Raw genomic sequence first — 21,376 nt, 5'->3', positions numbered from 1 at the left:
GGACTCACCCCGCCATGGTCGCCGACCAGTGTCAGCGGCCTCGATCCCGGGCGGCGGTGAAGGCAGCGGCGCTGCTGGCGGTGCACGATGCCGGCGTTCATCTCGCCGTCGAGCCCGAAGACTCCCGGGCCATCACTCTCTCGTCCGCCCGGGTGAACTTCACCAAAGACGCGCGTGCATGGGGCCAACGTCGACCCGTGAGCGATCCCGCCATCAGCAGGCGCTGGACAGCTTCGCCCGGCGTATCGACCGTCCGCTGAACGAGCGGCTGGCCGACGCGTTCCGCGAGGCAGGAGTCGGCATGAGGCAGCGCGCCCGACCTGGCAGCAACTGGCGGCGCTCGGCGGAGCATCCGAAGCGAAAGAACGCCTGGTCGCCACGGTGGAGAGCACACTGAGGGCTATAGGGCATGGCGGTTAGGTAAGCGGACCGGCCGGCGGCGGGGCCTAAGCCGGTGGCATTGCCAGACACCCCGTGGCGGCTGAGATGACCGATGCCGGCCGTGCCCAACGGGAGCAGGTCTGGCTGCAGGCGCCGCGGTGGTATGCCGCTGGCCCTTCCAACGCGCAGGTCGCCGCCGAGTCGTGGGGCGGCTCCCGGCAGGTGGGGAAATGCCGCCAGTCGCGACGCCGCTGGCGGGACCGACAGGTTGCAGTCCAAAGTCCCGCACGGGGGCCGCGGCTGGATGGTGCGCAGTTCGCGCGGCTGGAGACCGAATTGAACCGTGCCCCTGGCGCGCACAACCACGCCGATGACCAGCGATGGGCGCTTGGGCAAGTGGAGTCCAGCATCAGCCAGAAGATCGACGGCCGCCTGACCCCATTGACTTGACCTTCAACACCACACATCACCAATTGCCCCTGGATAGCGATGCCCCTGAGGAGCGCAGGGATCTGCCGCTCGGTCCCCTGGGCCACGTCACCCCACGCGGAGCGTTTCCCTGGCGATGCTCCCGCCCTACTCGTTTGATCGACATGGAAGACTACGCAAAGTCACTAAAGTGAAGGTCTTCTGCTGAACACAGTTGGGGCGGGGGGCAAGATCCGTGCCCCAGATCTGCCCCAGGAACTCTCCCACACTTGCGCAGACCATCCTGACGGGGCTGTGACCTGCGGTAACGCCTCTGCGGGAACTTGTGACCTCTTCGGCGGGGGCTGGATGCACGAAGAGGCATGCTCTCGGTGAGAGCATGCCTCTGAGCTGGGGTTTTGTGGGCGATACTGGGTTCGAACCAGTGACCTCTTCGGTGTGAACGAAGCGCTCTCCCACTGAGCTAATCGCCCCGGCGGAACGTCCTGCAGGGCGTTCCGACGTCCGAAACTCTAGCGCATGTCGAGGGGTGCTCGCTCATCGAGCGCGGCGATCAGCGGGCGTGGGCGGGGCGGTGGCGCGGCCGCCGGGGTGGCGGTGGCGCCAGCCGACGAAGATCGTCGTGGCGACCAGGGACCAGGCGGCCAGGACGGCGAACGGCAGGACGTGCTGGTGGGAGTGGAAGTAGATGGCGGTGTGCTGGGCGTTCACGGACGCGCCGGGCGGGAGCCAGCGGCCGATCACGCCGAGCGGGGACGGCAGGAGGGGCCAGGAGACGGCGCCGCCGGAGGACGGGTTGCCGATCAGGACCATCAGGCCCCACGTGGGGATCATGGCCCAGCGGCCGACGAGGGTGTTGAACATCGTGAAGACCATGCCGCTGGTGAACATGGTGAGGGCGCAGATGCCCCAGGACTCCTTGAAGGGGAGGTCCAGGACGCCGAGGAGGCCGTCGACGACGGCGCAGATCGCCAGGCCGCCGAGGACGGCGTAGGCGGCGATGAAGGAGATGCGCTCGCCGGCGTTGAGGGCGCGGGCGTGCACGCTGAGCTGGATGGCGCCCACGAAGCCGATGATCACCGAGGCGAGGGAGACGTAGAAGATCGCCAGGCCCTGGGGGTCGGTGGGCTGGAGCGGTTTGATGTCGCGGACGGCGAGGGGCACGCCGGCCTTCTCGCCGGCGATCGGGGCGGCCTGGGTGAGGAGCCGGGAGACGGACGCGCCGGCGGCGGCCGCGACGTCCAGCTGGGCGCGGTCGCCCTGCAGGACGAGGATGGCGAACTCGCGCTGCTCGTCGACGGCGGCGCGGGCGGCGGCGTAGGTGGCGTAGTGGCGGACGGACAGGGAGGTGTCGAGGCCCGCGTCGAGGGTCTGGACGAGGTGCGCGGACTCGCCGTGGCCGGTGACGGCCATGGGGACGTGGCGGGGGGGCGGGGTTGGCCATCGCGTAGCAGTAGGAGCCGGCGAACAGGCCCGCGGCGGCGGCGAGGATGAACAGCAGGACGACGGCGGGGAGGAACGGGGACTCCCGGAAGGCCGTCCAGTGCTCGCGTACCGTCCGGTGACGGGCGTGATCCATGTGATCACGCTAGGTGATCGGTGATCAGTTCCAGAAGGTGAGGTCCTCGACGTTCCACGGCATGGCGAAGCCGTAGGCGGCGAGGTAGCCGACGACGAGGGCGCCGGCGAGGACGCCTCCGGTGGCGCCGAGGACGGTGTTGCGGCGGCGCTTGCGGGGGTCGAGGGCCTTCTCCTTGGCGCGCTCCGCGGCGGCCTTGGCGCGGTGCAGGGCGGTCTGGGCCCAGGCGAACTCGGTGGCGAGGATGGCGAGGCCGAGGACGATCCCGACGATGCCGGGTCCCGGGGTGACCATCATGACGAGGCCGCCGGCGAGGACGGTCGCGCCGACCGCGAAGACGCCCGCGCGCCAGGCGGTGTTGAGGATCGGGTTGCGCCGGATGGTCTCGCGGAAGCGCCTCACGGGGCCGGATTCACCCGGTGGAGCATCCTTTTCATCATTGATTGTCACAGTTTTACCCTAGGCCAGAAGATCGCCGCCTCACGGTGCGAGCCTACCCGGCCGCGGCCGGTCGCCGGCGGGCGTCGACCTTCTGGCGAAGATCGGCTTTTGCGCAGGTCAGGAGCCGGTTTTGCGAGCGTGAGATGGATCACACCGGCCGGGGGGCATGGAATGTCGGACCGCGGCGCGGCAGTTAGGCGTCATAGATCGGGGGGACATCCGTGTGAGGGAGAAGCACTCACCGGAGCACCCCGCGAGCCAGCGGGACCGACGTAAGAGGGAATGGCCATGAACAGCAGTACCACAGTCTCAGCGGAGCTGGGCCTTCGTCTCGTCGTCCCCGACCGCACGAGCGTTCCCCTGCTCGCCGGGCTGGAGTACGCGGCCGACGACCCGTACGCGATCCGGATGGCGTTCTACGTGGGCGACGACGAGCCGGTGGAGTGGATCTTCGCACGGGAGCTGCTCACCGTGGGGATCGTGCGCAAGGTCGGGGACGGGGACGTCGAGGTCTGGCCGGCCCGGGACGACGGGACGTTGAACATCGCGTTGTCGTCGCCGTTCGGCAACGCCCTGTTCGAGGTGCCGCTCCCGCCCCTGGCCGACTTCCTGCACCGCACCTACCAGGCCGTCCCGGCCGGGGAGGAGAGCGAGTTCATCGACATCGACGACGAGTTGGAGAACCTGCTCTGGCCGTCGTGATCACTCGGTCAACCGGGCCATGTGGCGCATCTTGTTCATCGCGTCCAGGGCGGCGACCTTGTACGACTCCGCGAGCGTGGGGTAGTTGAACACCGCGTTGACCAGGTAGTCGACGGTGCCGCCCAGGCCCATGACCGTCTGCCCGATGTGCACCAGTTCGGTGGCCCCGGTGCCGAAGACGTGCACGCCGAGGAGCTTGCGGTCGTCCGGGGAGACCAGGAGCTTGAGCATCCCGTAGGAGTCCCCGATGATCTGGCCCCGGGCCAGCTCGCGGTAGCGCGACACGCCGACCTCGAAGGGCACCTTGGCCTCGGTCAGGGCGTCCTCGGTCCGGCCGACGAAGCTGATCTCCGGGATGGTGTAGATCCCGATCGGCTGCAGGTCGATGATGTCCGACACCGGCTCGCCGCACGCGTGGTGGGCCGCGAGGCGTCCCTGCTCCATCGAGGTGGCCGCCAGGGACGGGAAGCCGATCACGTCGCCGACGGCGTAGATGTGCGGCACCTCGGTGCGGTAGTGCTCGTCCACCTTGATGCGGCCGCGGTGGTCCGCGGCGAGCCCCGCGGCCTCCAGCTGCAGGCCGTCCGTCATGCCCTGGCGCCCGGCGGAGTACATCACGGTGTCGGCGGGGATGCGCTTGCCGCTCTCCAGCACGGTGATCGCGCCGCGCGCCATCCGCTCGACGGACGCGACGGTCTCGCCGAACCGGAAGGTGACCGCGAGGTCGCGCAGGTGGTACTTGAGGGCCTCGACGATCTCCAGGTCGCAGAACTCGAGCATCCGGTCGCGCCGCTCGACCACGGTGACCTTGGTGCCGAGCGCGGCGAACATCGAGGCGTACTCGATTCCGATCACCCCGGCGCCGACCACGACCATCGTCTCTGGGACGTGGTCCAGGTCGATGATGCCGTCCGAGTCGATGACCGTCTTCTCGTCGAACGCGACGCTGTCCGGGCGCGCGGGGCGGGTGCCGGTCGCGATCACGATCCGGTCGGCGGTGACCTTCTGCTCCCGCCCGCCCGGGTCCCGCCCGCCGGAGACGGCGACCGCGTTCGGCTCGACGAACCGGCCGGTGCCCGGCAGCACGGTGACGTGGTTGCGGGCCAGCTGGCTGCGGATCACGTCGGTCTCCCGGCCGATGACGTGCTGGGTCCGCATGCCGAGGTCGGCGACCGTGATGTCGTCCTTGACCCGGTAGCTCTGGCCGTACAGCTCGCGCTGGTTGAGGCCGGTGAGGTAGAGGACGGCCTCGCGGAGGGTCTTGGACGGGATCGTCCCGGTGTTGATGCAGACCCCGCCGATCATCTCGCGGCGATCCACGACGGCCACCTTCCGGCCGAGCTTGGCGGCGGCGATGGCAGCGCGCTGCCCGCCGGGCCCCGAACCGAGGACGAGGAGATCGAAGTCGTTCACGTCCCCAGTCTGACCGGGGGGCGCGCCCGGCATAAGGGTTTCCCGGGGACGAATCGCGATCTTCGCGGCCTACCCTGGCCGTCGGGCGGGCACAGGGAGATCAGGAAGCGGGGTCAGGGGTAGGTCATGAGCATGCGGATGCTGGGGATCGACATCGGCGGGTCGGGGATCAAGGGCGCCCCGGTCGACCTGTCCACCGGGGAACTGGCCGAGGACCGCTACCGGGTCGCGACGCCGCAGCCGTCCGAGCCCGGCGCGGTGGCCGGGGTGGTCGCCGAGGTGGTCGAGCACTTCGGGTGGGACGGCCCGGTCGGCGTCACCTACCCGGGCGTGGTGATCGACGGGGTGACGCTGTCGGCGGCGAACGTCTCGGAGCGCTGGCTGGGGCTGGACGCGGGGGCGCTGCTCGCGGACGCGACCGGGCGGGAGATCACCCTGCTCAACGACGCGGACGCGGCCGGGGTCGCGGAGATGCGGCTCGGCGCGGGACGCGGCCGCAGGGGCACGGTGGTGGTGCTGACGCTCGGGACGGGCATCGGCAGCGCGCTGTTCACCGACGGGGTGCTGGTGCCGAACACCGAGTTCGGGCACATCGAGATCCGCGGGAAGGACGCCGAGGTGCGGGCGTCGGCGAAGGCCCGCGAGGAGCACGACCTCGGCTGGGAGAGGTGGGCGAAGCGGCTGAGCGAGTACATGGCGCGGCTGGAGGCGCTGATCTCGCCGTCGCTGATCATCGTGGGCGGCGGGGTGAGCAAGAAGGCGGACCGGTTCGTCCCGCTGATCGAGGGCGTGCGGGCGCCGATCGTCCCGGCGCGGCTGGTGAACAACGCCGGGATCGTCGGCGCGGCGATGGCGGCGGCCGCGGCGCATCCGGTCGGGGCCGCCCGCTGACCCCGCGCCTCACCGCATCCGGAGGCGGACGGTGGCGATCTCCCAGGGGCGCAGGGCCAGCACGGCCGTCCCGTCGTGCACGTCGAGCGGCACGCCGGGGCGTCCGCGCAGGTCGGCGCGGGTGGCCTCGGTGAAAGCGCCGCGCAGCACGGCGGTGGTCGGCGCGGGCGTCTCGGCGACCATCCGCGCCTCGGCCCAGCCGTCGCCGCGGGGGCGCAGCGAGGTCATGGCGACGCCGGGGCCGGTGATCGACAGGCCGTCCCGGGACGGCGGAGCGGGCGCGTCCGCCGGGCCGTAGCCGGCGGCGGCGAGCAGGTCGTGCCGGTACCTCTCGGCGGCCTCCACCACGTCGTCGCCGGGCCGGTCGCCGCCGTACGGCATGATCGCCATCCCGACCGTCCGCTCGCCGCGGGACTGCGCCCCGGGCGTCGGCAGCTGCGGTCCGGCGGGCTGGTCGCGGTAGGCGTTGCGGTCGCGGGACAGGTAGCCGATCGAGCGCATCAGGGTGAGGGCGATCTCGCGCCCGCCCCCGGTGACCTCGTACTCGGTGGCGTGCTCCAGCAGGACGGCCAGGCCGCCGGCGGCGACGAACCCGTTCGCGGGGTAGGTCGGCAGCGGCCGCTCCCCGAACCCTCCCTCGGCCGTCAGGCCGCGCTCGACGATCGCGAACTGCCCCTCGGCGAACGACGACTCCGCCTGCCGGGGCAGCGCCGCGTGCAGCCGGACGCGGTGGTCGGCGCAGCGGTTGTCGAAGGTGACGCGCAGCCGCAGGAACGGCTCGCCGGCGCGCAGCTCGGCGCGGGTGACGACGGTGACCTCCTCCTCCGCCTCGGACCGGGCGCCGGCGGCGGCGTCGCCGTGCGCGGGCCAGCGGTACGTCCGGACGATGTCGAGCGCGGCGACGAGCGGCCCGTCCCAGACCGGCTCGACGCGGACCGACTCGGGGGCGCCGACGAGGCGGTCCGCGGCGGGCGGGGCGTGGTTGTAGGAGTCGCCGAGGTCGCCGCCGTCCACGATCCGGCCGATGCCCTCGATCACGGCGCCGCCGGGCGTGCGGAGCCCGATGGTGCCGCCGTCGCGGACCTCGGCGCGCAGCAGCCCGTTGTCCAGGGCGTGCCCGTCGGCCGCGACCGGGGCGTCCGGGGCCGCCGGGGCGCCCGCCCGGATGGTCGCCAGCCCCAGCGCGGGCACCTCGACGAGCGCGGCGACGCTCCGGCGCGGGTCGGCCAGGATGCGGACCCGCCACTCCCCGTCGGCGCCGCTCAGCGCCGCCCGCACGTCGCCGATGTCGAACGGGGTGTCCGCGCGGGCCGTGACGTGGAAGGTGAGGGTGCGGTCGTCCCGCGACACCGACCAGTCGCGGATCTCCTGCCCGAACAGGACCCGCCCGTACACCCGTTCCAGCAGGACGGGCAGGGCGGACGCGGGGTGGACGGCGTCGTCCAGCACGGTCGGCGCGGTCTCCAGGACCTGGACGGGCACCGGGCGCCCGTCGCCGGTCTCCAGCCCCGGCTCGCCGCCGCCGGGGACGTCGAGGAACACCAGCCCGGCCCGGGCGTCCGGGGTCGGGTTGAAGACGAGGTGGGCGCCGAGCGGCACGGACGCGGCGCGCTCGGCGGTGACCAGGTCGCAGACGGCCCGGCCGAGCTGCTCGGCCTCGGCCATCCGGGCGGCGACCTGCTCGGCGGTCTCGTCGCTGCCGCAGCCGGTGACGGAGTCGTGGCAGCTGACCTCGACGAGCCGCCGCCACGCCAGGTCGAGGAACCGCTGCGCGTCGCCCGCGTACCAGAGCGCGGCGAGCGGTTCGGCGTACCGTTCGACGAGCCGCTCGGCGCGTCCCATCAGCTGCTTCAGCCGGGGCCGCACCGAGATCACGCCGGGCAGGATGTTGGCGCGGGCGTGCGAGCGCAGCTCCCCGCGCACCCGGGTCAGGCCGGTCGTGGACGGGGCCTGGCCGGCGAAGTACCCGGCGAGGGTGTCGAGCCGCATGGGGACGCCGGCGCCGCCGACGCGGTCGGCGAGGTCGGCGGCGGGCGCGGTGTGGTCGGCGCCGTACATCGCCAGCAGCGGGCCGCCGTCGGGGTACCAGCGGCCCATCGACTCGGCGAACCCGGCGGCGCGGCCGGGCAGCAGCGACGCGCCGTCCGCGGAGTCCTCGAACATCGACGCGGCGTTGCCGTAGCCGCCCTCGGGCAGGTACTGGGTGCGGATCGCGGTGCCGTCCGGCGCCTCCCACGCGAACGACCGGGCCCTGACCCGGTCCGGGACGCCCCGCCATACGCACGCGTGCTCGATCCCCGCGAGCCGGAGGATCTGCGGTGTCTGCGCGCAGTGCCCGAACTGGTCGGGCAGGTAGCCGACCATCATCGCCGCGCCCAGTTCCTCGGCGCGGCGCATGCCGAGCTCGAGGTTCCGGACGATGTTCTCCCCCGAGCACAGGAACTCGTCGTGCAGGATCTGCCAGGGCCCGACGGCCAGCCGCCCGTCCCGGACCAGCGCGGCGACCCGGTCGCGCCGCTCGGGGCGGATCTCCAGGTAGTCGTCGACGGCCGCCATCTGGCCGTCGAGGGTGAAGCGCCAGCGCGGGTCGGCGTCCATCCGGTCGACGACGCCGTCCATCAGCGACACCAGCCGCAGCCGGAACCGCTGGAACGGCAGGTACCACTCGCGGTCCCAGTGGGTGTGGGGCACGACGACGATCTCGGGGGCGTCCGCCCGCCCGCCGTCCTCCGCCGGCCCGCCGTCCTCCATCCGCTCGCCGTCCGTCAGCCGCACAGTGCGATCACCTCGTTCTCGTGGGATTCCAGGCGGTGCATGCCCGGCCCCTCCGCCGGGACCCGGACCTTGTCGCCCCGGACGGCGAGGCGCCGCCCGTCCGGCCGGACGAGGACGGTGCCGTCGGCGTCCAGCGCGATCAGGTCGTCCTCGACGCGCAGCAGGACCGGCGCGTCCGGGCCCGCCGAGACCGCCACCCGCCCGGCGGCGAGCGCGTCGAGCACCCGGTCCTCCTCGGCGAGCGCCCAGGTGACGGGCTCGCCGAGGTTCTTGAACTGGGCGGGGTCGTGGAAGTCGCTGCCGCCGAGCGGGACGATCCCGGCGGGCCGCCACACGTCCGCCCAGGCCAGCGGGGCGCCCCAGCGCCGGTCCCACCAGGACGGGTGCCAGATCTCGGCGAACCTCGGCCGCGACTCGGGCGGCAGCGGCCGGCGCCACGCGCAGTCGCCGCTGAGCGGATGGTTGATCGACATCAGCCCGCCGCGCGCCGCCGCGAACGCGGCCCAGTCGGCGCTCGGGCGGCGGAAGTCGACCCAGCCGGTGTCGCCGAACACGTTCGCGTGCCCGAGGTCGGTGGTGACCTCCTGGCCGGGCAGCAGCAGGACGCCCGCGTGGGCGCCGGCGGCGGGCAGCTCGGGATGGTGGCTGACGGTGTTGTGGTCGGTCACCGCGAGGTAGTCCAGCCCGCGCGAGGCGGCGAGGCAGGCCAGCTCGTGGACGGTGAGCGTCCCGTCGCTGTGCACGGTGTGCGAGTGCAGGTCCCCGGCGAGCCACCGCATGCCGGGCGGCGCGGGCAGGTCACGGCGCGGCGGGCGCTCGGGGCGGGGCGGCGGCGCCGGGACCTCCGGACGCGTTGGGAGCGACGATGACGTGGTCACCGTGACCTCGTACGGGACGCCGTCGGGCGGGATCCGGTGCAGGCCGAGCCACACGTGCCAGGTGCCCGGTTCGAGCTCGCCCGGCAGGTAGCCGGGCGTCGCCCGGTCCGCGGCGACCGTGTACGCGCGGCGGGCGCCGCCCGACCAGCCGCGGAACCCGCCGGGCCCGCCGCAGCCGAGGTCGATGACGCCGCCGTCGAACGACAGTTCCACCGTGACCGCCGCCGTCCCGGCCGGGACGTCGAACGGCAGTTCCCGCAGCCCCTTCTCGAGGCGGTCTTCCAGGGTCCATCTCCCCCGATGAACGGTCATCCGTTCTCCTTCCCGGTCGGGGCCATCCTCGGCTCGGGCACATCGGACGGGTCCGCCCCGGCCACCAGCTCGCCGTCGCGGTACAGCAGGAGGCGGCCGGGTCTGGGCAGCGCCCAGCCCTCGTCACCGGGCGCGGGCTCGCGCCCCTCCCCCACGACGACGTGCACCGGCTCGCCCTCCACGTCCAGCGTCACCAGGGCGCTGCCGCCCAGGTGCTCGACCACGGACACGCGCCCGGCGAACGCCCCGTCGGCGGGCCGGTCGGCGTAGTCGAGGTACTCGGGTCGTACCCCGCAGACGATCTCCTCCCCCGCCGGGATCGCCCGCGCCTCGTCGGGCAGGGGCAGGACGGCGCCGGCCGCGACGACGTGCCCGTTCCCGACGCGTCCGGGGAGCAGGTTCATGGGCGTGGAGCCGATGAACGACGCGACGAACAGGTTCGCGGGGCGCCGGAACACCTCGGTGGGGGTGCCGAGCTGCCGGATCCGCCCCTTCTCCATGACCGCGATGCGGTCGGCGAGCGCGAGCGCCTCCGCCTGGTCGTGGGTGACGAACACGGTGGTCACGGCCAGTTCCTTCTGCAGCCGCTTGAGGAACGTGCGGGCCTCCAGGCGCAGCCGGGCGTCCAGGTTGGACAGCGGCTCGTCCAGCAGGAAGATGCGCGGTTCGGCGACCAGCGCGCGGGCCAGCGCGACGCGCTGCTGCTGGCCGCCCGACAGCTCGCCGGGACGCCGCCTCCCGAGCCCCTCCAGGCCCAGGTACTCGGCGGCCTCGGCGGCGCGCGCGTGCCGGTCGGCCCTGCTCCGCTTCTTGATCTTCAGCGGGTAGGCGATGTTGTCCAGGACGCTCATGTGCGGGAAGAGCGCGTAGTCCTGGAACACCATGCCGACGTCGCGGCGGCCCGGCGGCAGCCGCGTGACGTCGGCCCCGCCGAGCGCGACCGTCCCGGACGTCGCGGACTCCAGCCCCGCGACGGTCCGCAGCAGCGTGGTCTTGCCGCAGCCGGACGGGCCGAGCAGCGCGAAGAACTCGCCGTCCGCGACGTCCAGGTCCAGCGCGTCCAGGGCCCGCACGCCGCCCGGATAGACCTTCGTCAGCTCCCGAATGGTGATGGCCGCCATCAGCGCTTGATCCCTCCGTGGAAGCGGAACCCGTACCGGCGGCTCACGAACAGGTACATGGCCACGACCGGCAGGGAGTACAGCAGCGAGAACGTGGAGATCAGGGGCAGGTCGGGCTGGCCGCCCTCGGTGTAGAACGTGTACATGATCACGGACGCGGGGGCCTTGTCCGGATTGCGGAGCAGCAGGAACGGCATCAGGAAGTCGCCCCACACCTGCGCGACCGTCCACACCCCGACGGTCGCGAGGCCGGGGCGGATCACCGGGACGACCACGTGCCGCAGGATCTGCAGCGGCGACGCGCCGAACACCCGCGCGGCCTCCTCGTAGGACGTCGGCGTCGAGTCCGTGAAGTCCTTCAGCAGGAAGATCGCCGCCGGCAGCAGCCCGCCGGTCAGCACCAGGACCACCCCGAGGCGCGAGTCGATCAGGTGCAGGTTGAAGGCCAGCAGGAAGATCGGCACCATCGCCGCCGTCCCGGTGATGATGGACGACAGCAGGAGCAGGACGTACAGCAACGCGTCCCGCCCCGGCACCCGGACGCGGCTCAGCGCGTACGCCGCGAGCGCCGCGCACACGACCACGAGCAGGGCCGTCCCCGCGGCGAGCAGGACCGAGTTCCGCAGCGACTCCAGCGCGTACGGGTTGTCCATGAGGACCTTGAAGTTGTGCAGGGTGAAGTCGGGCAGGGACGCCGCGATGCCCGGGTTCGCGTCGAAGGGGGTGAACGCGAGCCACAGCAGCGGCAGCGCGAAGAACCCGAGGACGGCCGACACGAACGTGGCCAGGCCGATCCTGCGCAGTGTCTCGCGGACGACCGTGTTCACGCCGCCACCGCCTCTCGCGGCTCGCGGCGGCCGCGGTCGCGGAGCGCGCGCAGGTAGACCAGCGCGATCACCAGGTTGATCAGGATCATGATCAGCGAGATGGCGGCGCCGAAGCCGAGCCGGCCGTCGCCGAGCGCGGTCCGGTAGACGTACACCGACATGATCTCCGACCGCCGGTCCGGCCCGCCGGCCGTGATGAGGAACGGGGTGAAGTCGTTGAACGTCCACAGGCTGATCAGCAGCAGGCTGGTGAGGACGTGTCCGCGGATGCGCGGCAGCACCGCGTCCCGCAGGGTCTGGAACGTGGACGCGCCGGCCAGCCGCGCGGTCTCCAGGTGCGAGGGTGGAACGTTCCCCAGCGCGGCGCCGTACAGCATCATCGAGAACGCGGTGCCGTGCCAGACGTTGAACACGATCACGCACGCCATCGGATGGTCGATCAGCCAGGCCGTGCCGGGCGTGCCGAGCAGCGCGTTCAGCGTGCCGCCGTCGCGGTCCAGCAGCGCGATCCACAGGAAGGCGATCACCGACCCCGGCAGGATCCACGCCAGCAGCACCAGCGCCTCGACCACCCGCCGGACGAACCCCGTCCGGTCGCGCATCACCCAGGCGATCGCGAACCCGAGCAGCGTCTGCCCGATCACCGCCGAGCCGAGCACGAACTGCAGCGTCAGCCACAGCGAGCGGTGGAAGTCGCCGTCGCCGAGCACGTCGCCGTAGTTGCGCGCGCCGACGAACCTCGGCTCGCTGGCCGCGATCCCCGTCAGCCGGTAGTCGGTCGTGCCGAGGTAGAGCGTCCAGAGCGCCGGGAACACCAGGAACACGGCGATGAGGACCAGCGCGGGCGCGACGAACGCCGCCGCGCGCCCGCGCCCGAGCCCCGCCGCGTCCCCGCCGGCGGACGCCGCGGCGATGCCGCCGCGGCGCGCCGCCTCACCGGGGGGAGACGTGAGAGGGGCCACCGACGATCCCTTCCAGCTTCTTGGCGTACTGCGCGGCGGCCTGGTCCGGGCTCTTGCCCGACACGACCGCCGCCGTGGCCTCCTGCAGCGCCGTCGACACCTGCGGGTAGACCGCCAGGCCCGGCCGGTAGGACGTGACCGGCAGGACCTTCTCGGACACGAACGTCAGCAGCGGGTCGCCCGCGAGGATCTGCTTGTTGACGTCCGTGCGGGACGTGATCTCGGGGGTCCCCGCGGTGCGCGCCTTGACCATGTCCGCGGAGTTCATGAACTCCATGAACTCGAACGCCTGCTGCGGGTACTTGGTGTTCGGGTTCATCACGGTCAGCGGCCCGCCCGACATGCTCACGAACGACTGGCCGCGCACCCCCTTGCCCGGCGAGACCGCCGGGATCAGCGCGAACCCGACGTCGGTGTCGCGGGTCCTCATCTTCGCGACGCCGTCCTTGGGGTTCAGCACGTCACGCCAGAGGTAGTCGCCCTCCGCCAGGATGCCGATCTTCCCGGCGGCGAACTCCTCGAACGACTTGTCGCGGCCCTTCGCCTCCTCCTGGAGCTTCGGATCGCCGAGCTTCTCGGGCCCGTAGATCTGCGCGTACAGGCCGAGGACGCTCTTCAGCGCAGGCCCGGCGCCGGTCCACGTGCCGTCCTGGTAGATCTGGGCGCCCGCGCCCGCCAGCAGCGGCAGCACGCCCTGCATGCTCGTCGCCTCGCCCATCGCGGTGCCCGCGTCCAGCTGGATCGGGGTCACGCCGGGCAGCCTCTTGAGCGCGCGGCCCGCCGCGACGACGTCCTGCCAGCTCTTCGGCTGCCAGTCCGCCGGCAGGCCCGCCCGCGCGAACAGCCTCTTGTTGACGTAGAGGAGCCGCCCGTCGGTACCGGACGGTATGCCGTACTTCTTCCCGTCGAACAGGGCCAACTGCTGGACCGATCCAGGGATCTGCGACCAGCCGTCCCAGGCGTCCGCCGGGGCGCCCACGACCTCGCTCAGCGGCCTGATGTACCCGGCCTGGGCGAACTCCCCCACCCAGATGCCGTCGATGTCCATGATGTCGGCGCCCGACCGCGACTTCAGGTCCAGCGCGAGCTTGGTCTTGTAGGCCTCGTCGTCGACGCCCTGCCCGCGGAAGGTCACCTTCGCGGTGATGCCCTTCGCCTTCTCGGCGGCGACGAACCTCGGGATGACGGTCTTGGTGAGCCACTCGGCCTCGCCGGCGTTCTTGCCGCCCGCGATGGCGTTCCGGGTGATGGTGAGGGTGAAGCTCTTGGCGTCCTTGCCCCGATTCGGATCGGTCGAGGATCCGCCGCCGCCGCAGCCGGCGAGCACCGCGCCCGCCAGCACGAGCGCGGCCGCCGCGCCGATCCGCCTAGTGGAGATGTCCCTGCGGGAGCCGACCATGGGTGACCTCCTACAAGCGTCACCACTTAACGTCACCGAAGAACGCGATCACGTAAAGACCCCGGCGACCGCTTTCTTGATCAGGGATCCATCAGCTCGGCGGAGCGCGCCGCGAACGCCTCCATCGCCTTCGCGGTGATCGGCCCCGGGGCGTCGGGCAGGACGGTGCCGTCCACCGCCCGGATCGGCTGGACGTCCCGGGTCGTCGACGTCAGGAACGCCTCCTCCGCCCGGTAGAACTCCTCCAGCGGGACGTCCTCCTCCTCGCCGCCGCACCACTCCAGCACCAGCGCGCGCGTGACCCCGGCCAGGCAGCCCGACGACAGCGGCGGCGTCACCAGCCGCCCGCCGCGGACGAGGAACACGTTGCTGCCCGTCCCCTCGCACAGGTTCCCCGCGAGGTTCCCGAAGATCGCCTCGCCGCCGCCCCGCTCCTTGGCGTAGGCGAGCGCCAGCGCGTTGTCGGCGTACGACGTCGTCTTCAGCCCCGCCAGCGCGCCCCGCTCGTTGCGCTGCCACGGCACCACCGTGACGTCGGCCGTGGCCGGGAACGGCGCCTGCTCGTCCACGATGATCGACACCGTCGGGCCCGCGTCGCCGCGGGCCGAGCCCAGCGGCCCCGGACCGCTCGTGAACGTGATCCGGATCCGCGCCAGCGGCCACCTCGGCGCCGCCGCCAGCACCTCCAGCACCCCCTGCGCGAGCGCGTCGTGATCGGGCTCCGGCAACCCCAGACCCCTCGCCGACGCCGCCAGCCGCCGCAGGTGCCGGGTCAGCGCGAACGGCTCGCCGTGCGAGGCCTTCACCGTCTCGAAGACGCCGTCGCCGACCAGCATGCCGTGGTCGAACACCGACACCACGGCCCGCTCCGGATCGACCATCTCGCCGTTCAGCCAGATCCTGGCCCGCCCGTCGTGGGACTGCGCCGTCACCCGAAGCCACCTCCCATGGCCGGGCGCCTTCAGCCCGGCCTCGCGCCGTTCGCGGTGCGGACCGGACTCCGGGCGGTGCCGGCGCCCGTAGCGCGGCGGGCCTCCGTCCGCCCTGGGGCTCCGGACGCCCGCTGCGGGAGCGCCGTGCCGGGAGTCCGCGTCCACCCAGCCGATGGCCCCACAGTACGGCCACCGGGGGACGGGTTTCGAGTTCATCCGGCCGAGCCTGCGCCCCGGGCCACGCCGCAGATCTCGCCGAAGCGGGAGGAACCGGCATGGCGAACGGTTTCAGACGAGGCGCCGACCCCTTTGCCCTACGGCCTGGACCCCGCGCGCCGCCCGGCGCGATCGGAGATCAGACCAGCACGCAGCCGAACGAGTCCGCCAGACCCCGCAGCCCCTCGTCCGTCACCTCCAACGCCCGCCGCGTCCGCCCCCGCTCGAACCAGCCCAGCTCGATCATCCGGTCCGTCAGTGCCGCGCCCAGCGCCCCGTTCAGATGCGGCCGCCGCTCCGTCCAGTCCAGGCAGTGCCACGCGAACCTGCGGCGCGCCCGCCGCAGCGCCGGCACGTCCAGCCCCAGCGCGCCCAGCCGGTCCTCGCCCTTCTCCGTGACCTCGTACGACTCCTCGCCGTCCCGCTCGATCAGGCCGCCGTCCACCAGCGCCGCGAACAGCGCCACCCCCGCCTCGCCCGCCAGATGGTCGTAACACGTGCGCGCCTCATGCAGCCGCCGCGCGTCCCGCGACTGCCGCAGGCTCCGCACCTCCACCGGCGGGCTGATCCGCGACAGCGCCTCGATCACCTGCGCCACCTCCGCGTTCTGCAGCCGGTAGTACCGGTGCCGCCCCTGCTTCACCGCCGTGACGAACCCGGCCTCCAGCAACCGCCCCAGATGCGCGCTCGCCGTCTGCGCGCTCACCCCCGCCGTCCGCGCCAACTCCCCCGCCGCCAGCGGACGCCCGTCCAGCAGAGCCGTCAGCATCGCCGCCCGCGCCCGATCGGCCAGCAGCGCCGCCACCGGGGCGATGTCCGAAGAAACAGCAAGTTCCGCCATACCCCGACCCTAGGCGCCGCATCCTTCGACCCGCATCGAAGCGTCCGCGACGCGCCCCGCCGGGAAACCCGGTTTGGGTAACGGCCCCGGACGCGCTAATGTTTTCCCCGTCGCCGCAAGGGGCCGCAAGGCACCGGGCAGCACACGCGGAAGTGGCTCAGGGGTAGAGCATCACCTTGCCAAGGTGAGGGTCGCGGGTTCAAATCCCGTCTTCCGCTCTGAGGGGCCTTTCAGGCTGTGACCCAGAAGGTCTCTTCTGGTGGAGTGGCCGAGAGGCGAGGCAACGGCCTGCAAAGCCGTGTACACGGGTTCAAATCCCGTCTCCACCTCAACCGCCGTGACTCCCCCCGGAGACCACGTGCACGGGCGATTAGCTCAGTGGGAGAGCGCTACCTTGACACGGTAGAGGTCACTGGTTCAATCCCAGTATCGCCCACGATGGAGTTGGGAGTGGTGTGCCCGCGGAGAGCGCGGGCCGGCCACTCCCTCTTCGTGTTGACCCGGGGGGCGACCCCCGGACCCCCGATGTGGGGGGCTCCGCCCCCCACGCCCCCCTTGTGGTTGCGGTCCGTGGCGACCTTTCTCCTTGCGCCGCTTCTGTTTTCTGGGGCTTCGCCCCTTGCCCCCTTGTGGCTGGGGTTGCTGGGCTTCCTCTGCTTGGCGGGTGGTCTTGGGGCTTCGCCCCTTGCCCCCTCGTGGCTAAGGTTGTGGGCCTCTTCTGCCTGGTGAGCGGTCTTGGGGCTTCGCCCCTTGCCCCCTCGTGGCTGAGGTTGCTGGGCTTCCTCTGCTTGGCGGGTGGTCTTGGGGCTTCGCCCCTTGCCCCCTCGTGGCTGGCGTTGCTGGGCTTCCACCGGTTTGGCTCTCAGTGGGGGCGCGTTGTCAGGTGTGACGTGGCTGGGCGGCGAATGGCGAGGGCGCGGCGCCTTGGCCAGTCCGCCAAGGCGCTCGCCGACGGGCTGGGCCGGCGCCGTCTCCCCCGGCGCGGTGCTGACCTGACGCCTGTCAGGGTGCCCGCGGGGGCTCGCCCGGCAGGTCGCCTGAGCCGGGGGCGCGCAGGCCGTCCAGGATGACGTGCAGGTTGCGGTCCCACTGCTCCTCGCCAGCCCGCAGGCCGAGCGTGTGCGGCCCCGTCGCCGCGGAGACCAGCAGGAACGCCACGTCGGTCCACATGACGTCGGTACGCACGGCGCCCGCCTCCTGCGCCCGCTCGACCAGCCTGCGGATGCGGTCGCGCAGGTCGGCGCGGGAGTGGTCGAGGACGTTGCCGAGCGCCTCGTTGATGTCGCACAGCTCGTTGCGGCGGCGGATGTAGGACGCGGCGAACGCGCGGAAGCCCTCCCACGGGTCGTCGGCGGCCAGACAGGCGTCGGCGGACGCGATGATCTCGCCGATCAGCTCGTCCAGGACGGCCTTCAGCAGGTCCTCCAGCGAGCCGACGCGGCGGTAGAAGGTGCCGATCCCGACGCCGGCGCGGCGCGCGATGTCGTGCGCGGTGATCTCCGAACCGGCCTCGCGGGCGGCCTCATGGGCCGCCGCCACCAGGCGTTCCACGTTGCGGCGGGCATCGGCGCGGGGCCGGTGCCCGGTCCCGTCGTCCAGCAGCCGGTCCACGGCGGGCCAGGTCACGTCCATGGCACCAATCTACCAGCAAACGGACGGGCGCCCTCCAGTTAAATGGACGACCGTCGTCCGCTTGTGTTAGCGTCTGCAACTGGACGAGGTGCGTCCGGTTGCTGGAGGGGTGCCCATGAAGACGAAGACGCAGGTGAAGCCGCTGCAGGGCACCGAACAGGAGGCCGGGAGAGGGGACCGGGCCGCGCTGGCGGCGGGCTCGGCGGCGGCGTTCATGGTGTTCCTCGGCACCACGATCGTGACGCTCGCGCTACCGACGATGCTGCGCGCGCTGCACGGAGGGCCTGCGGCCGGGGAATGGATCGTCAACGCCTACACGCTGACGCTGGCGGCCGGGCTGATCAGCGCGGGAGCACTGGCGGACGCCCTCGGTGCCCGCCGGGTCTTCCTCGCGGGCCTGGCCGTCGTCGCGCCCGCGTCCGCCGTCGCGGCCGCCGCCGGGGCCGTCCCGGTGCTGATCGCAGCCCAGCTCGCAATGGGAGCAGGCGCCGCGCTGCTGCTGCCGAGTTCGCTGACGCTGGCGACGTCCGGTGCGCGGGGAGCCGCCGGGCGGGCCCGCGCGGTGGCCGTCTGGGGCGCGACCGGCGGGGTCGGCCTGGCGGCCGGGCCGCTGGTCGGCGGGGTGCTGATCGCGGCGGCCGGGTGGCGGGCGGTGTTCCTCGTCAACGCGGTGCTCGGGACGGCGGCGGCCGCGGTGGCGCTGGCCCGGGTCGGCGCGGTCCCGGCGCGTCCCCGCCGGCTGGACCTCGGCGGCCAGCTCACCGCGGGCGCCGCGATCGCGGGCCTGGTCTTCGGCATGATCGAGGGCCCGCACCTGGGCTGGACGCACCCGGCTGTACTGGCGGCAGGCGGGGTCTTCGCGGCGGGGCTCGCGGCCTTCGTCCTCGCGGAGCGCCGGGCCGCCGACCCGCTGCTGCCGCTCGGGCTCTTCCGGCGCGCGGGCTTCTCGGGCACGACCGTGCTCGGCATGCTGTTCAACTTCACCTTCTACGGGGTGATGTTCGCGCTGAGCCTGCTGCTCCAGGACGTGAAGGGAGAGCCCCCGCTGGTGGCCGGGCTGTCGTTCCTGCCGTTCACCGGGCTGATCGCGCTCGGCAACCTGGTGACGCCGTCGCTGCTCGCCCGCTTCGGCACCACCGCCGCACTGCTGGCCGGGGAACTGCTGTTCGGCGGCGCCGTCGCGGCGATCCTGGCCGTGGGGCCGCTGCCGCAGGAGTGGCCGATGCTGCTGGCCATGACCCCGGCGGGCCTCGGCGCGGGCATCGTCGTCGCCGCGATGACGACGCGGCTGGTCGAGTCGGTCCCCGCCGCGCTCACCGGGGCCGCGACCGCCGCGTTCAACACCGGCCGCCAGGTCGGCTCGTCCGCGGGCGTCGCGGTGTTCGGCCCGCTCCTGGCCGGCGCGGCGTTCGCCACGGGCTTCCGGACCGCCCTGGGGCTCGCCGTCGCCGCCGTCGCGGCCACCGCGCCGATCACGCTCGCCCTCCGCCACGACACCGCCCCCGCCCGGCCACGCTGACCCCGGTGACCCGCGCTGCGCTGTTTCGCGCAGCACGCCGCTTCATGGACCGCGCTGTGCCACGGATCTCTTCATTGGTCTGCTGCGCTGCTTCGCAGGGGCGTGGGATGGCGCTTTTCGGGGCTGATGGCGGGCGGGTGGGCGGTCAGGGCTGTGTCGGAAGCGTGAGGCCGGGTATTTGTATCGTGAGGCGATGTAAATGGGTCTCCGGTGAGCCGGTTCCGGCGTCGACAGGAGGTGATCGGTCTGGGATCCCCAGCGAGAGCGGCCGTGCCCGCGCCCCGTGCGGAGGACGGCCCGGCGGAGCAGTGCGCCGAGGCGCTGCTGATGGAGATGCGCCGGCCTGGCGTGGGCGCCGCCCGCAAGGAGGAGTTGCGCGCGGCGCTCGTCCGGATGCACGCGCCGATGGTGCGGCGGGTCGCGCACCGCTACGCCCACCGGGGAGAGCCGGTGGAGGACCTGGTGCAGGTCGCCTACCTCGGCCTCGTCAACGCGATCAACCGGTTCGATCCCGAGCGGGGCGAGTTCTTCGTCTACGCCTACCCGATGGTGCTCGGGGAGGTCCGCCGCTACTTCCGGGACCGGACGTGGGGCATCCGCGTCTCCCGCCGCATCCAGGAACTGCGCCCGCGGTTGCAGCGCGCCACCCAGCGCTTCCTGCAGGAGCACGGCCGCTCCCCCACGCCCGGTGAACTCGCCGCGATCCTGGGCGTCGACGCGGAGGAGGTCACCGACGCCGTGCTGGCGTGGGAGTCCTACCGACCACTGTCCCTCGACGGCGGCGGCGACGGCGAGACCGAGGCGAGCCCGCTCGTGGAGCGGCTCGGCGCCGAGGACTCCGCGCTGCAGCACGTCGTCGACGGCGAGACCCTGCACGTCCTGCTGGCGGAGCTGCCGGAGCGGGAGCGGACGATCCTGCTGCTGCGCTTCTTCGGCAACAAGACCCAGTCGCAGATCGCGCAGGAGCTCGGGATCTCCCAGATGCACGTCTCGCGGCTGCTCGCCGGGACGCTGCGCCTCCTGCGCGAGCGGATGTACGAGGCCGACCCTGCGGGCCCTTCAGGGGCGTGAGGCGATGCCCGGCGGGCCGTTCCGCAGCGGAACGGCCCGCCGGGCGTCGTGCGCGGCTAGTTCTCGCGCAGGGCGCGCAGTGACTGCTTCAGGGAGCCGAGCGTCGTGAACACCGCGGTCGGCTCGTAGCCGCAGTGCGCCATGCAGTTCGCGCAGCGCGGGTCGCGGCCCCGGCCGTAGGACTCCCAGTCGGTCTCGTCGAGCAGTTCCCGATAGGTCTGCGCGTAGCCGTCCGACATCAGGTAGCAGGGGCGCTGCCAGCCGAAGAGGGAGTAGGACGGGATCGCCCAGGCGGTGCAGCCGAAGTCGGCCTTGCCTTCGAGGAAGTCGAGGAAGAGCGGCGAGTGGTTCAGCCGCCACCGCTTGCGGTTGCCGTCGGCGAACGCCTTCCTGAACAGCTCGCGGGTCTCCTGGACGCCGAGGAAGTGCTCCTGGTCGGGCGCCTTGTCGTAGGCGTAGCCGGGCGAGAGCATCATCTCGTCGACCTGCAGATCGTCGTTGAGGTAGTTCAGCACGTCGATGACGGTCTGCGGGGTGTCGGTGTTGAAGAACGTGGTGTTGGTGGTGACGCGGAACCCGCGCTCCTTGATCAGCTTGACCGCGGCGACGGCCTCCTCGAACACGCCCTCCTTGCAGACGGACTCGTCGTGCCGTTCCTGCAGGCCGTCGATGTGCACGGTGAAGGCGAAGTAGGGCGACGGCTTGAACCTGTCGAGCTTCTTCGGGACGAGCAGCGCGTTCGTGCACAGGAAGACGAACTTCTTCATCCCGACCAGCTCCTCGACGAGCTCGCCGATCTGCGGGTGCATCAGCGGCTCGCCGCCGGCGATCGACACCATCGGGGCGCCGCACTCCTTGACCGCGGCGACGGCCTGCTCGACCGGCATGCGCCGCTTCAGCACGTCGGCGGGGTGCTGGATCTTGCCGCAGCCCGCGCACTTGAGGTTGCAGGCGAACAGCGGTTCGAGCTCCATGATGAGCGGGAACTTGTCCTTGCCGCGCACCTTGTTGCTCATGATGTGCGACGCGACGCGGACGCTCTGGCGCAGTGGCAT

General features: G+C 72.5%; 18 protein-coding genes and 4 tRNA genes. 8 read left to right on the top strand and 14 right to left on the bottom strand.

The genetic code is table 11. The features are described 5' to 3' along the window. Window positions 1-14 precede the first annotated feature (14 nt). Complete coding sequence (locus J4557_RS27785) at window positions 15-260, top strand: hypothetical protein (RefSeq protein WP_208269679.1); 246 nt, start codon at window positions 15-17, stop codon at window positions 258-260. A gap of 951 nt (window positions 261-1,211) precedes the next feature. On the opposite strand, the gene J4557_RS27780 is transcribed toward J4557_RS27785, so the two are convergent. The 3 genes from J4557_RS27780 to J4557_RS27770 all read right to left on the bottom strand — a co-directional run bounded on the left by J4557_RS27780 (window position 1,212) and on the right by J4557_RS27770 (window position 2,791). Further along, window positions 1,212-1,283: transfer RNA gene (locus J4557_RS27780), tRNA-Val, on the bottom strand. Between the two features lie 64 nt (window positions 1,284-1,347). Beyond that, window positions 1,348-2,223 carry an ABC-2 transporter permease gene (locus tag J4557_RS27775; RefSeq protein WP_243776420.1) on the bottom strand — a complete coding sequence of 292 codons (876 nt, stop codon included), beginning with the start codon at window positions 2,221-2,223 and terminating at the stop codon, window positions 1,348-1,350. Window positions 2,224-2,413: 190 nt separating this feature from the next. Continuing rightward, the gene (locus J4557_RS27770) at window positions 2,414-2,791 is read right to left on the bottom strand and encodes a PGPGW domain-containing protein (protein ID WP_307800246.1); all 378 of its coding nucleotides are present in this window, start codon (window positions 2,789-2,791) and stop codon (window positions 2,414-2,416) included. 327 nt (window positions 2,792-3,118) lie between these two features. Here J4557_RS27770 and J4557_RS27765 point away from each other — a divergent pair, with 327 nt between their 5' ends. Then, entirely contained in the window at window positions 3,119-3,532 is a 414-nt protein-coding gene (locus J4557_RS27765) for an SsgA family sporulation/cell division regulator (RefSeq protein ID WP_151541842.1), read from the top strand. Here J4557_RS27765 and sthA read toward each other — a convergent pair whose 3' ends face one another. Continuing rightward, a complete protein-coding gene (gene sthA, locus J4557_RS27760; RefSeq protein ID WP_208269678.1) occupies window positions 3,533-4,945 on the bottom strand; it encodes a Si-specific NAD(P)(+) transhydrogenase in 1,413 nt (470 codons plus the stop codon). 132 nt (window positions 4,946-5,077) lie between these two features. On the opposite strand from sthA, the gene ppgK reads away from it, so the two are divergent. Continuing rightward, window positions 5,078-5,836 carry a polyphosphate--glucose phosphotransferase gene (ppgK, locus tag J4557_RS27755; RefSeq protein ID WP_208269701.1) on the top strand — a complete coding sequence of 253 codons (759 nt, stop codon included), beginning with the start codon at window positions 5,078-5,080 and terminating at the stop codon, window positions 5,834-5,836. Between the two features lie 9 nt (window positions 5,837-5,845). Here ppgK and J4557_RS27750 read toward each other — a convergent pair whose 3' ends face one another. From J4557_RS27750 to J4557_RS27715, 8 genes are all read right to left on the bottom strand, one after another. Beyond that, entirely contained in the window at window positions 5,846-8,611 is a 2,766-nt protein-coding gene (locus tag J4557_RS27750; protein WP_307800245.1) for a glycoside hydrolase family 38 N-terminal domain-containing protein, read from the bottom strand. Next, window positions 8,602-9,801 carry a CehA/McbA family metallohydrolase gene (locus J4557_RS27745; protein WP_208269677.1) on the bottom strand — a complete coding sequence of 400 codons (1,200 nt, stop codon included), beginning with the start codon at window positions 9,799-9,801 and terminating at the stop codon, window positions 8,602-8,604. The genes J4557_RS27750 and J4557_RS27745 overlap by 10 nt, the downstream gene beginning before the upstream one ends. After that, window positions 9,798-10,922, bottom strand: coding sequence for an ABC transporter ATP-binding protein (locus tag J4557_RS27740; RefSeq protein WP_208269676.1), 1,125 nt, complete (start codon window positions 10,920-10,922; stop codon window positions 9,798-9,800). Before J4557_RS27740 ends, J4557_RS27745 begins: the two co-directional genes overlap by 4 nt. Continuing rightward, the gene (locus tag J4557_RS27735) at window positions 10,922-11,749 is read right to left on the bottom strand and encodes a carbohydrate ABC transporter permease (protein ID WP_307800244.1); all 828 of its coding nucleotides are present in this window, start codon (window positions 11,747-11,749) and stop codon (window positions 10,922-10,924) included. The genes J4557_RS27740 and J4557_RS27735 overlap by 1 nt, the downstream gene beginning before the upstream one ends. Then, the gene (locus J4557_RS27730) at window positions 11,746-12,711 is read right to left on the bottom strand and encodes a carbohydrate ABC transporter permease (protein WP_208269675.1); all 966 of its coding nucleotides are present in this window, start codon (window positions 12,709-12,711) and stop codon (window positions 11,746-11,748) included. Before J4557_RS27730 ends, J4557_RS27735 begins: the two co-directional genes overlap by 4 nt. Further along, window positions 12,683-14,110 carry an extracellular solute-binding protein gene (locus tag J4557_RS27725; protein WP_208269674.1) on the bottom strand — a complete coding sequence of 476 codons (1,428 nt, stop codon included), beginning with the start codon at window positions 14,108-14,110 and terminating at the stop codon, window positions 12,683-12,685. Before J4557_RS27725 ends, J4557_RS27730 begins: the two co-directional genes overlap by 29 nt. 80 nt (window positions 14,111-14,190) lie before the next feature. After that, a complete protein-coding gene (locus J4557_RS27720) occupies window positions 14,191-14,991 on the bottom strand; it encodes an aminotransferase class IV (protein ID WP_208269698.1) in 801 nt (266 codons plus the stop codon). Window positions 14,992-15,397: 406 nt separating this feature from the next. After that, window positions 15,398-16,099 carry an ArsR/SmtB family transcription factor gene (locus tag J4557_RS27715; protein ID WP_208269673.1) on the bottom strand — a complete coding sequence of 234 codons (702 nt, stop codon included), beginning with the start codon at window positions 16,097-16,099 and terminating at the stop codon, window positions 15,398-15,400. A gap of 146 nt (window positions 16,100-16,245) precedes the next feature. On the opposite strand from J4557_RS27715, the gene J4557_RS27710 reads away from it, so the two are divergent. The 3 genes from J4557_RS27710 (at window position 16,246) to J4557_RS27700 (ending at window position 16,535) form a co-directional block, all read left to right on the top strand. Further along, window positions 16,246-16,317, top strand: a tRNA-Gly gene (locus J4557_RS27710). Between the two features lie 40 nt (window positions 16,318-16,357). After that, window positions 16,358-16,428, top strand: a tRNA-Cys gene (locus tag J4557_RS27705). A gap of 35 nt (window positions 16,429-16,463) precedes the next feature. After that, a tRNA-Val gene (locus J4557_RS27700) sits at window positions 16,464-16,535 on the top strand. 566 nt (window positions 16,536-17,101) lie between these two features. Here J4557_RS27700 and J4557_RS27695 read toward each other — a convergent pair. Then, the gene (locus tag J4557_RS27695; RefSeq protein WP_208269672.1) at window positions 17,102-17,731 is read right to left on the bottom strand and encodes a TetR/AcrR family transcriptional regulator; all 630 of its coding nucleotides are present in this window, start codon (window positions 17,729-17,731) and stop codon (window positions 17,102-17,104) included. A gap of 115 nt (window positions 17,732-17,846) precedes the next feature. Between J4557_RS27695 and J4557_RS27690 the strand changes: the two genes are divergently transcribed. Both J4557_RS27690 and J4557_RS27685 read left to right on the top strand, forming a co-directional pair. Next, window positions 17,847-19,250: an MFS transporter gene (locus J4557_RS27690; protein ID WP_208269671.1), complete on the top strand. Its 1,404-nt coding sequence runs from the start codon at window positions 17,847-17,849 to the stop codon at window positions 19,248-19,250. 270 nt (window positions 19,251-19,520) lie between these two features. After that, the gene (locus tag J4557_RS27685) at window positions 19,521-20,321 is read left to right on the top strand and encodes a SigB/SigF/SigG family RNA polymerase sigma factor (protein ID WP_208269670.1); all 801 of its coding nucleotides are present in this window, start codon (window positions 19,521-19,523) and stop codon (window positions 20,319-20,321) included. Between the two features lie 56 nt (window positions 20,322-20,377). Here the strand turns inward: J4557_RS27685 and hpnH are convergent, their stop codons facing one another. Then, complete coding sequence (gene hpnH, locus J4557_RS27680) at window positions 20,378-21,376, bottom strand: adenosyl-hopene transferase HpnH (protein ID WP_243776418.1); 999 nt, start codon at window positions 21,374-21,376, stop codon at window positions 20,378-20,380.

It is taken from the genome of Actinomadura nitritigenes, assembly GCF_017573545.1.
GTDB classification, from domain to species: Bacteria; Actinomycetota; Actinomycetes; order Streptosporangiales; family Streptosporangiaceae; genus Spirillospora; species Spirillospora nitritigenes.
The sequence above is the reverse complement of the archived record's forward strand: the minus strand, read 5'-3'. Positions and strand labels throughout refer to the sequence as shown.

What these genes read in the sequence shown, in the direction of transcription:
- J4557_RS27740 (WP_208269676.1), bottom strand. Translation starts at nt 10,922, where the DNA reads ATGGCGGCCATCACCATTCGGGAGCTGACGAAGGTCTATCCGGGCGGC.
- J4557_RS27695 (WP_208269672.1), bottom strand. Translation starts at nt 17,731, where the DNA reads ATGGACGTGACCTGGCCCGCCGTGGACCGGCTGCTGGACGACGGGACC.
- J4557_RS27715 (WP_208269673.1), bottom strand. Translation starts at nt 16,099, where the DNA reads ATGGCGGAACTTGCTGTTTCTTCGGACATCGCCCCGGTGGCGGCGCTG.
- hpnH (WP_243776418.1), bottom strand. Translation starts at nt 21,376, where the DNA reads ATGCCACTGCGCCAGAGCGTCCGCGTCGCGTCGCACATCATGAGCAAC.
- J4557_RS27725 (WP_208269674.1), bottom strand. Translation starts at nt 14,110, where the DNA reads ATGGTCGGCTCCCGCAGGGACATCTCCACTAGGCGGATCGGCGCGGCG.
- J4557_RS27690 (WP_208269671.1), top strand. Translation starts at nt 17,847, where the DNA reads ATGAAGACGAAGACGCAGGTGAAGCCGCTGCAGGGCACCGAACAGGAG.
- J4557_RS27765 (WP_151541842.1), top strand. Translation starts at nt 3,119, where the DNA reads ATGAACAGCAGTACCACAGTCTCAGCGGAGCTGGGCCTTCGTCTCGTC.
- J4557_RS27720 (WP_208269698.1), bottom strand. Translation starts at nt 14,991, where the DNA reads ATGGTCGATCCGGAGCGGGCCGTGGTGTCGGTGTTCGACCACGGCATG.
- J4557_RS27775 (WP_243776420.1), bottom strand. Translation starts at nt 2,223, where the DNA reads ATGGCCGTCACCGGCCACGGCGAGTCCGCGCACCTCGTCCAGACCCTC.
- J4557_RS27785 (WP_208269679.1), top strand. Translation starts at nt 15, where the DNA reads ATGGTCGCCGACCAGTGTCAGCGGCCTCGATCCCGGGCGGCGGTGAAG.
- ppgK (WP_208269701.1), top strand. Translation starts at nt 5,078, where the DNA reads ATGCGGATGCTGGGGATCGACATCGGCGGGTCGGGGATCAAGGGCGCC.
- J4557_RS27745 (WP_208269677.1), bottom strand. Translation starts at nt 9,801, where the DNA reads ATGACCGTTCATCGGGGGAGATGGACCCTGGAAGACCGCCTCGAGAAG.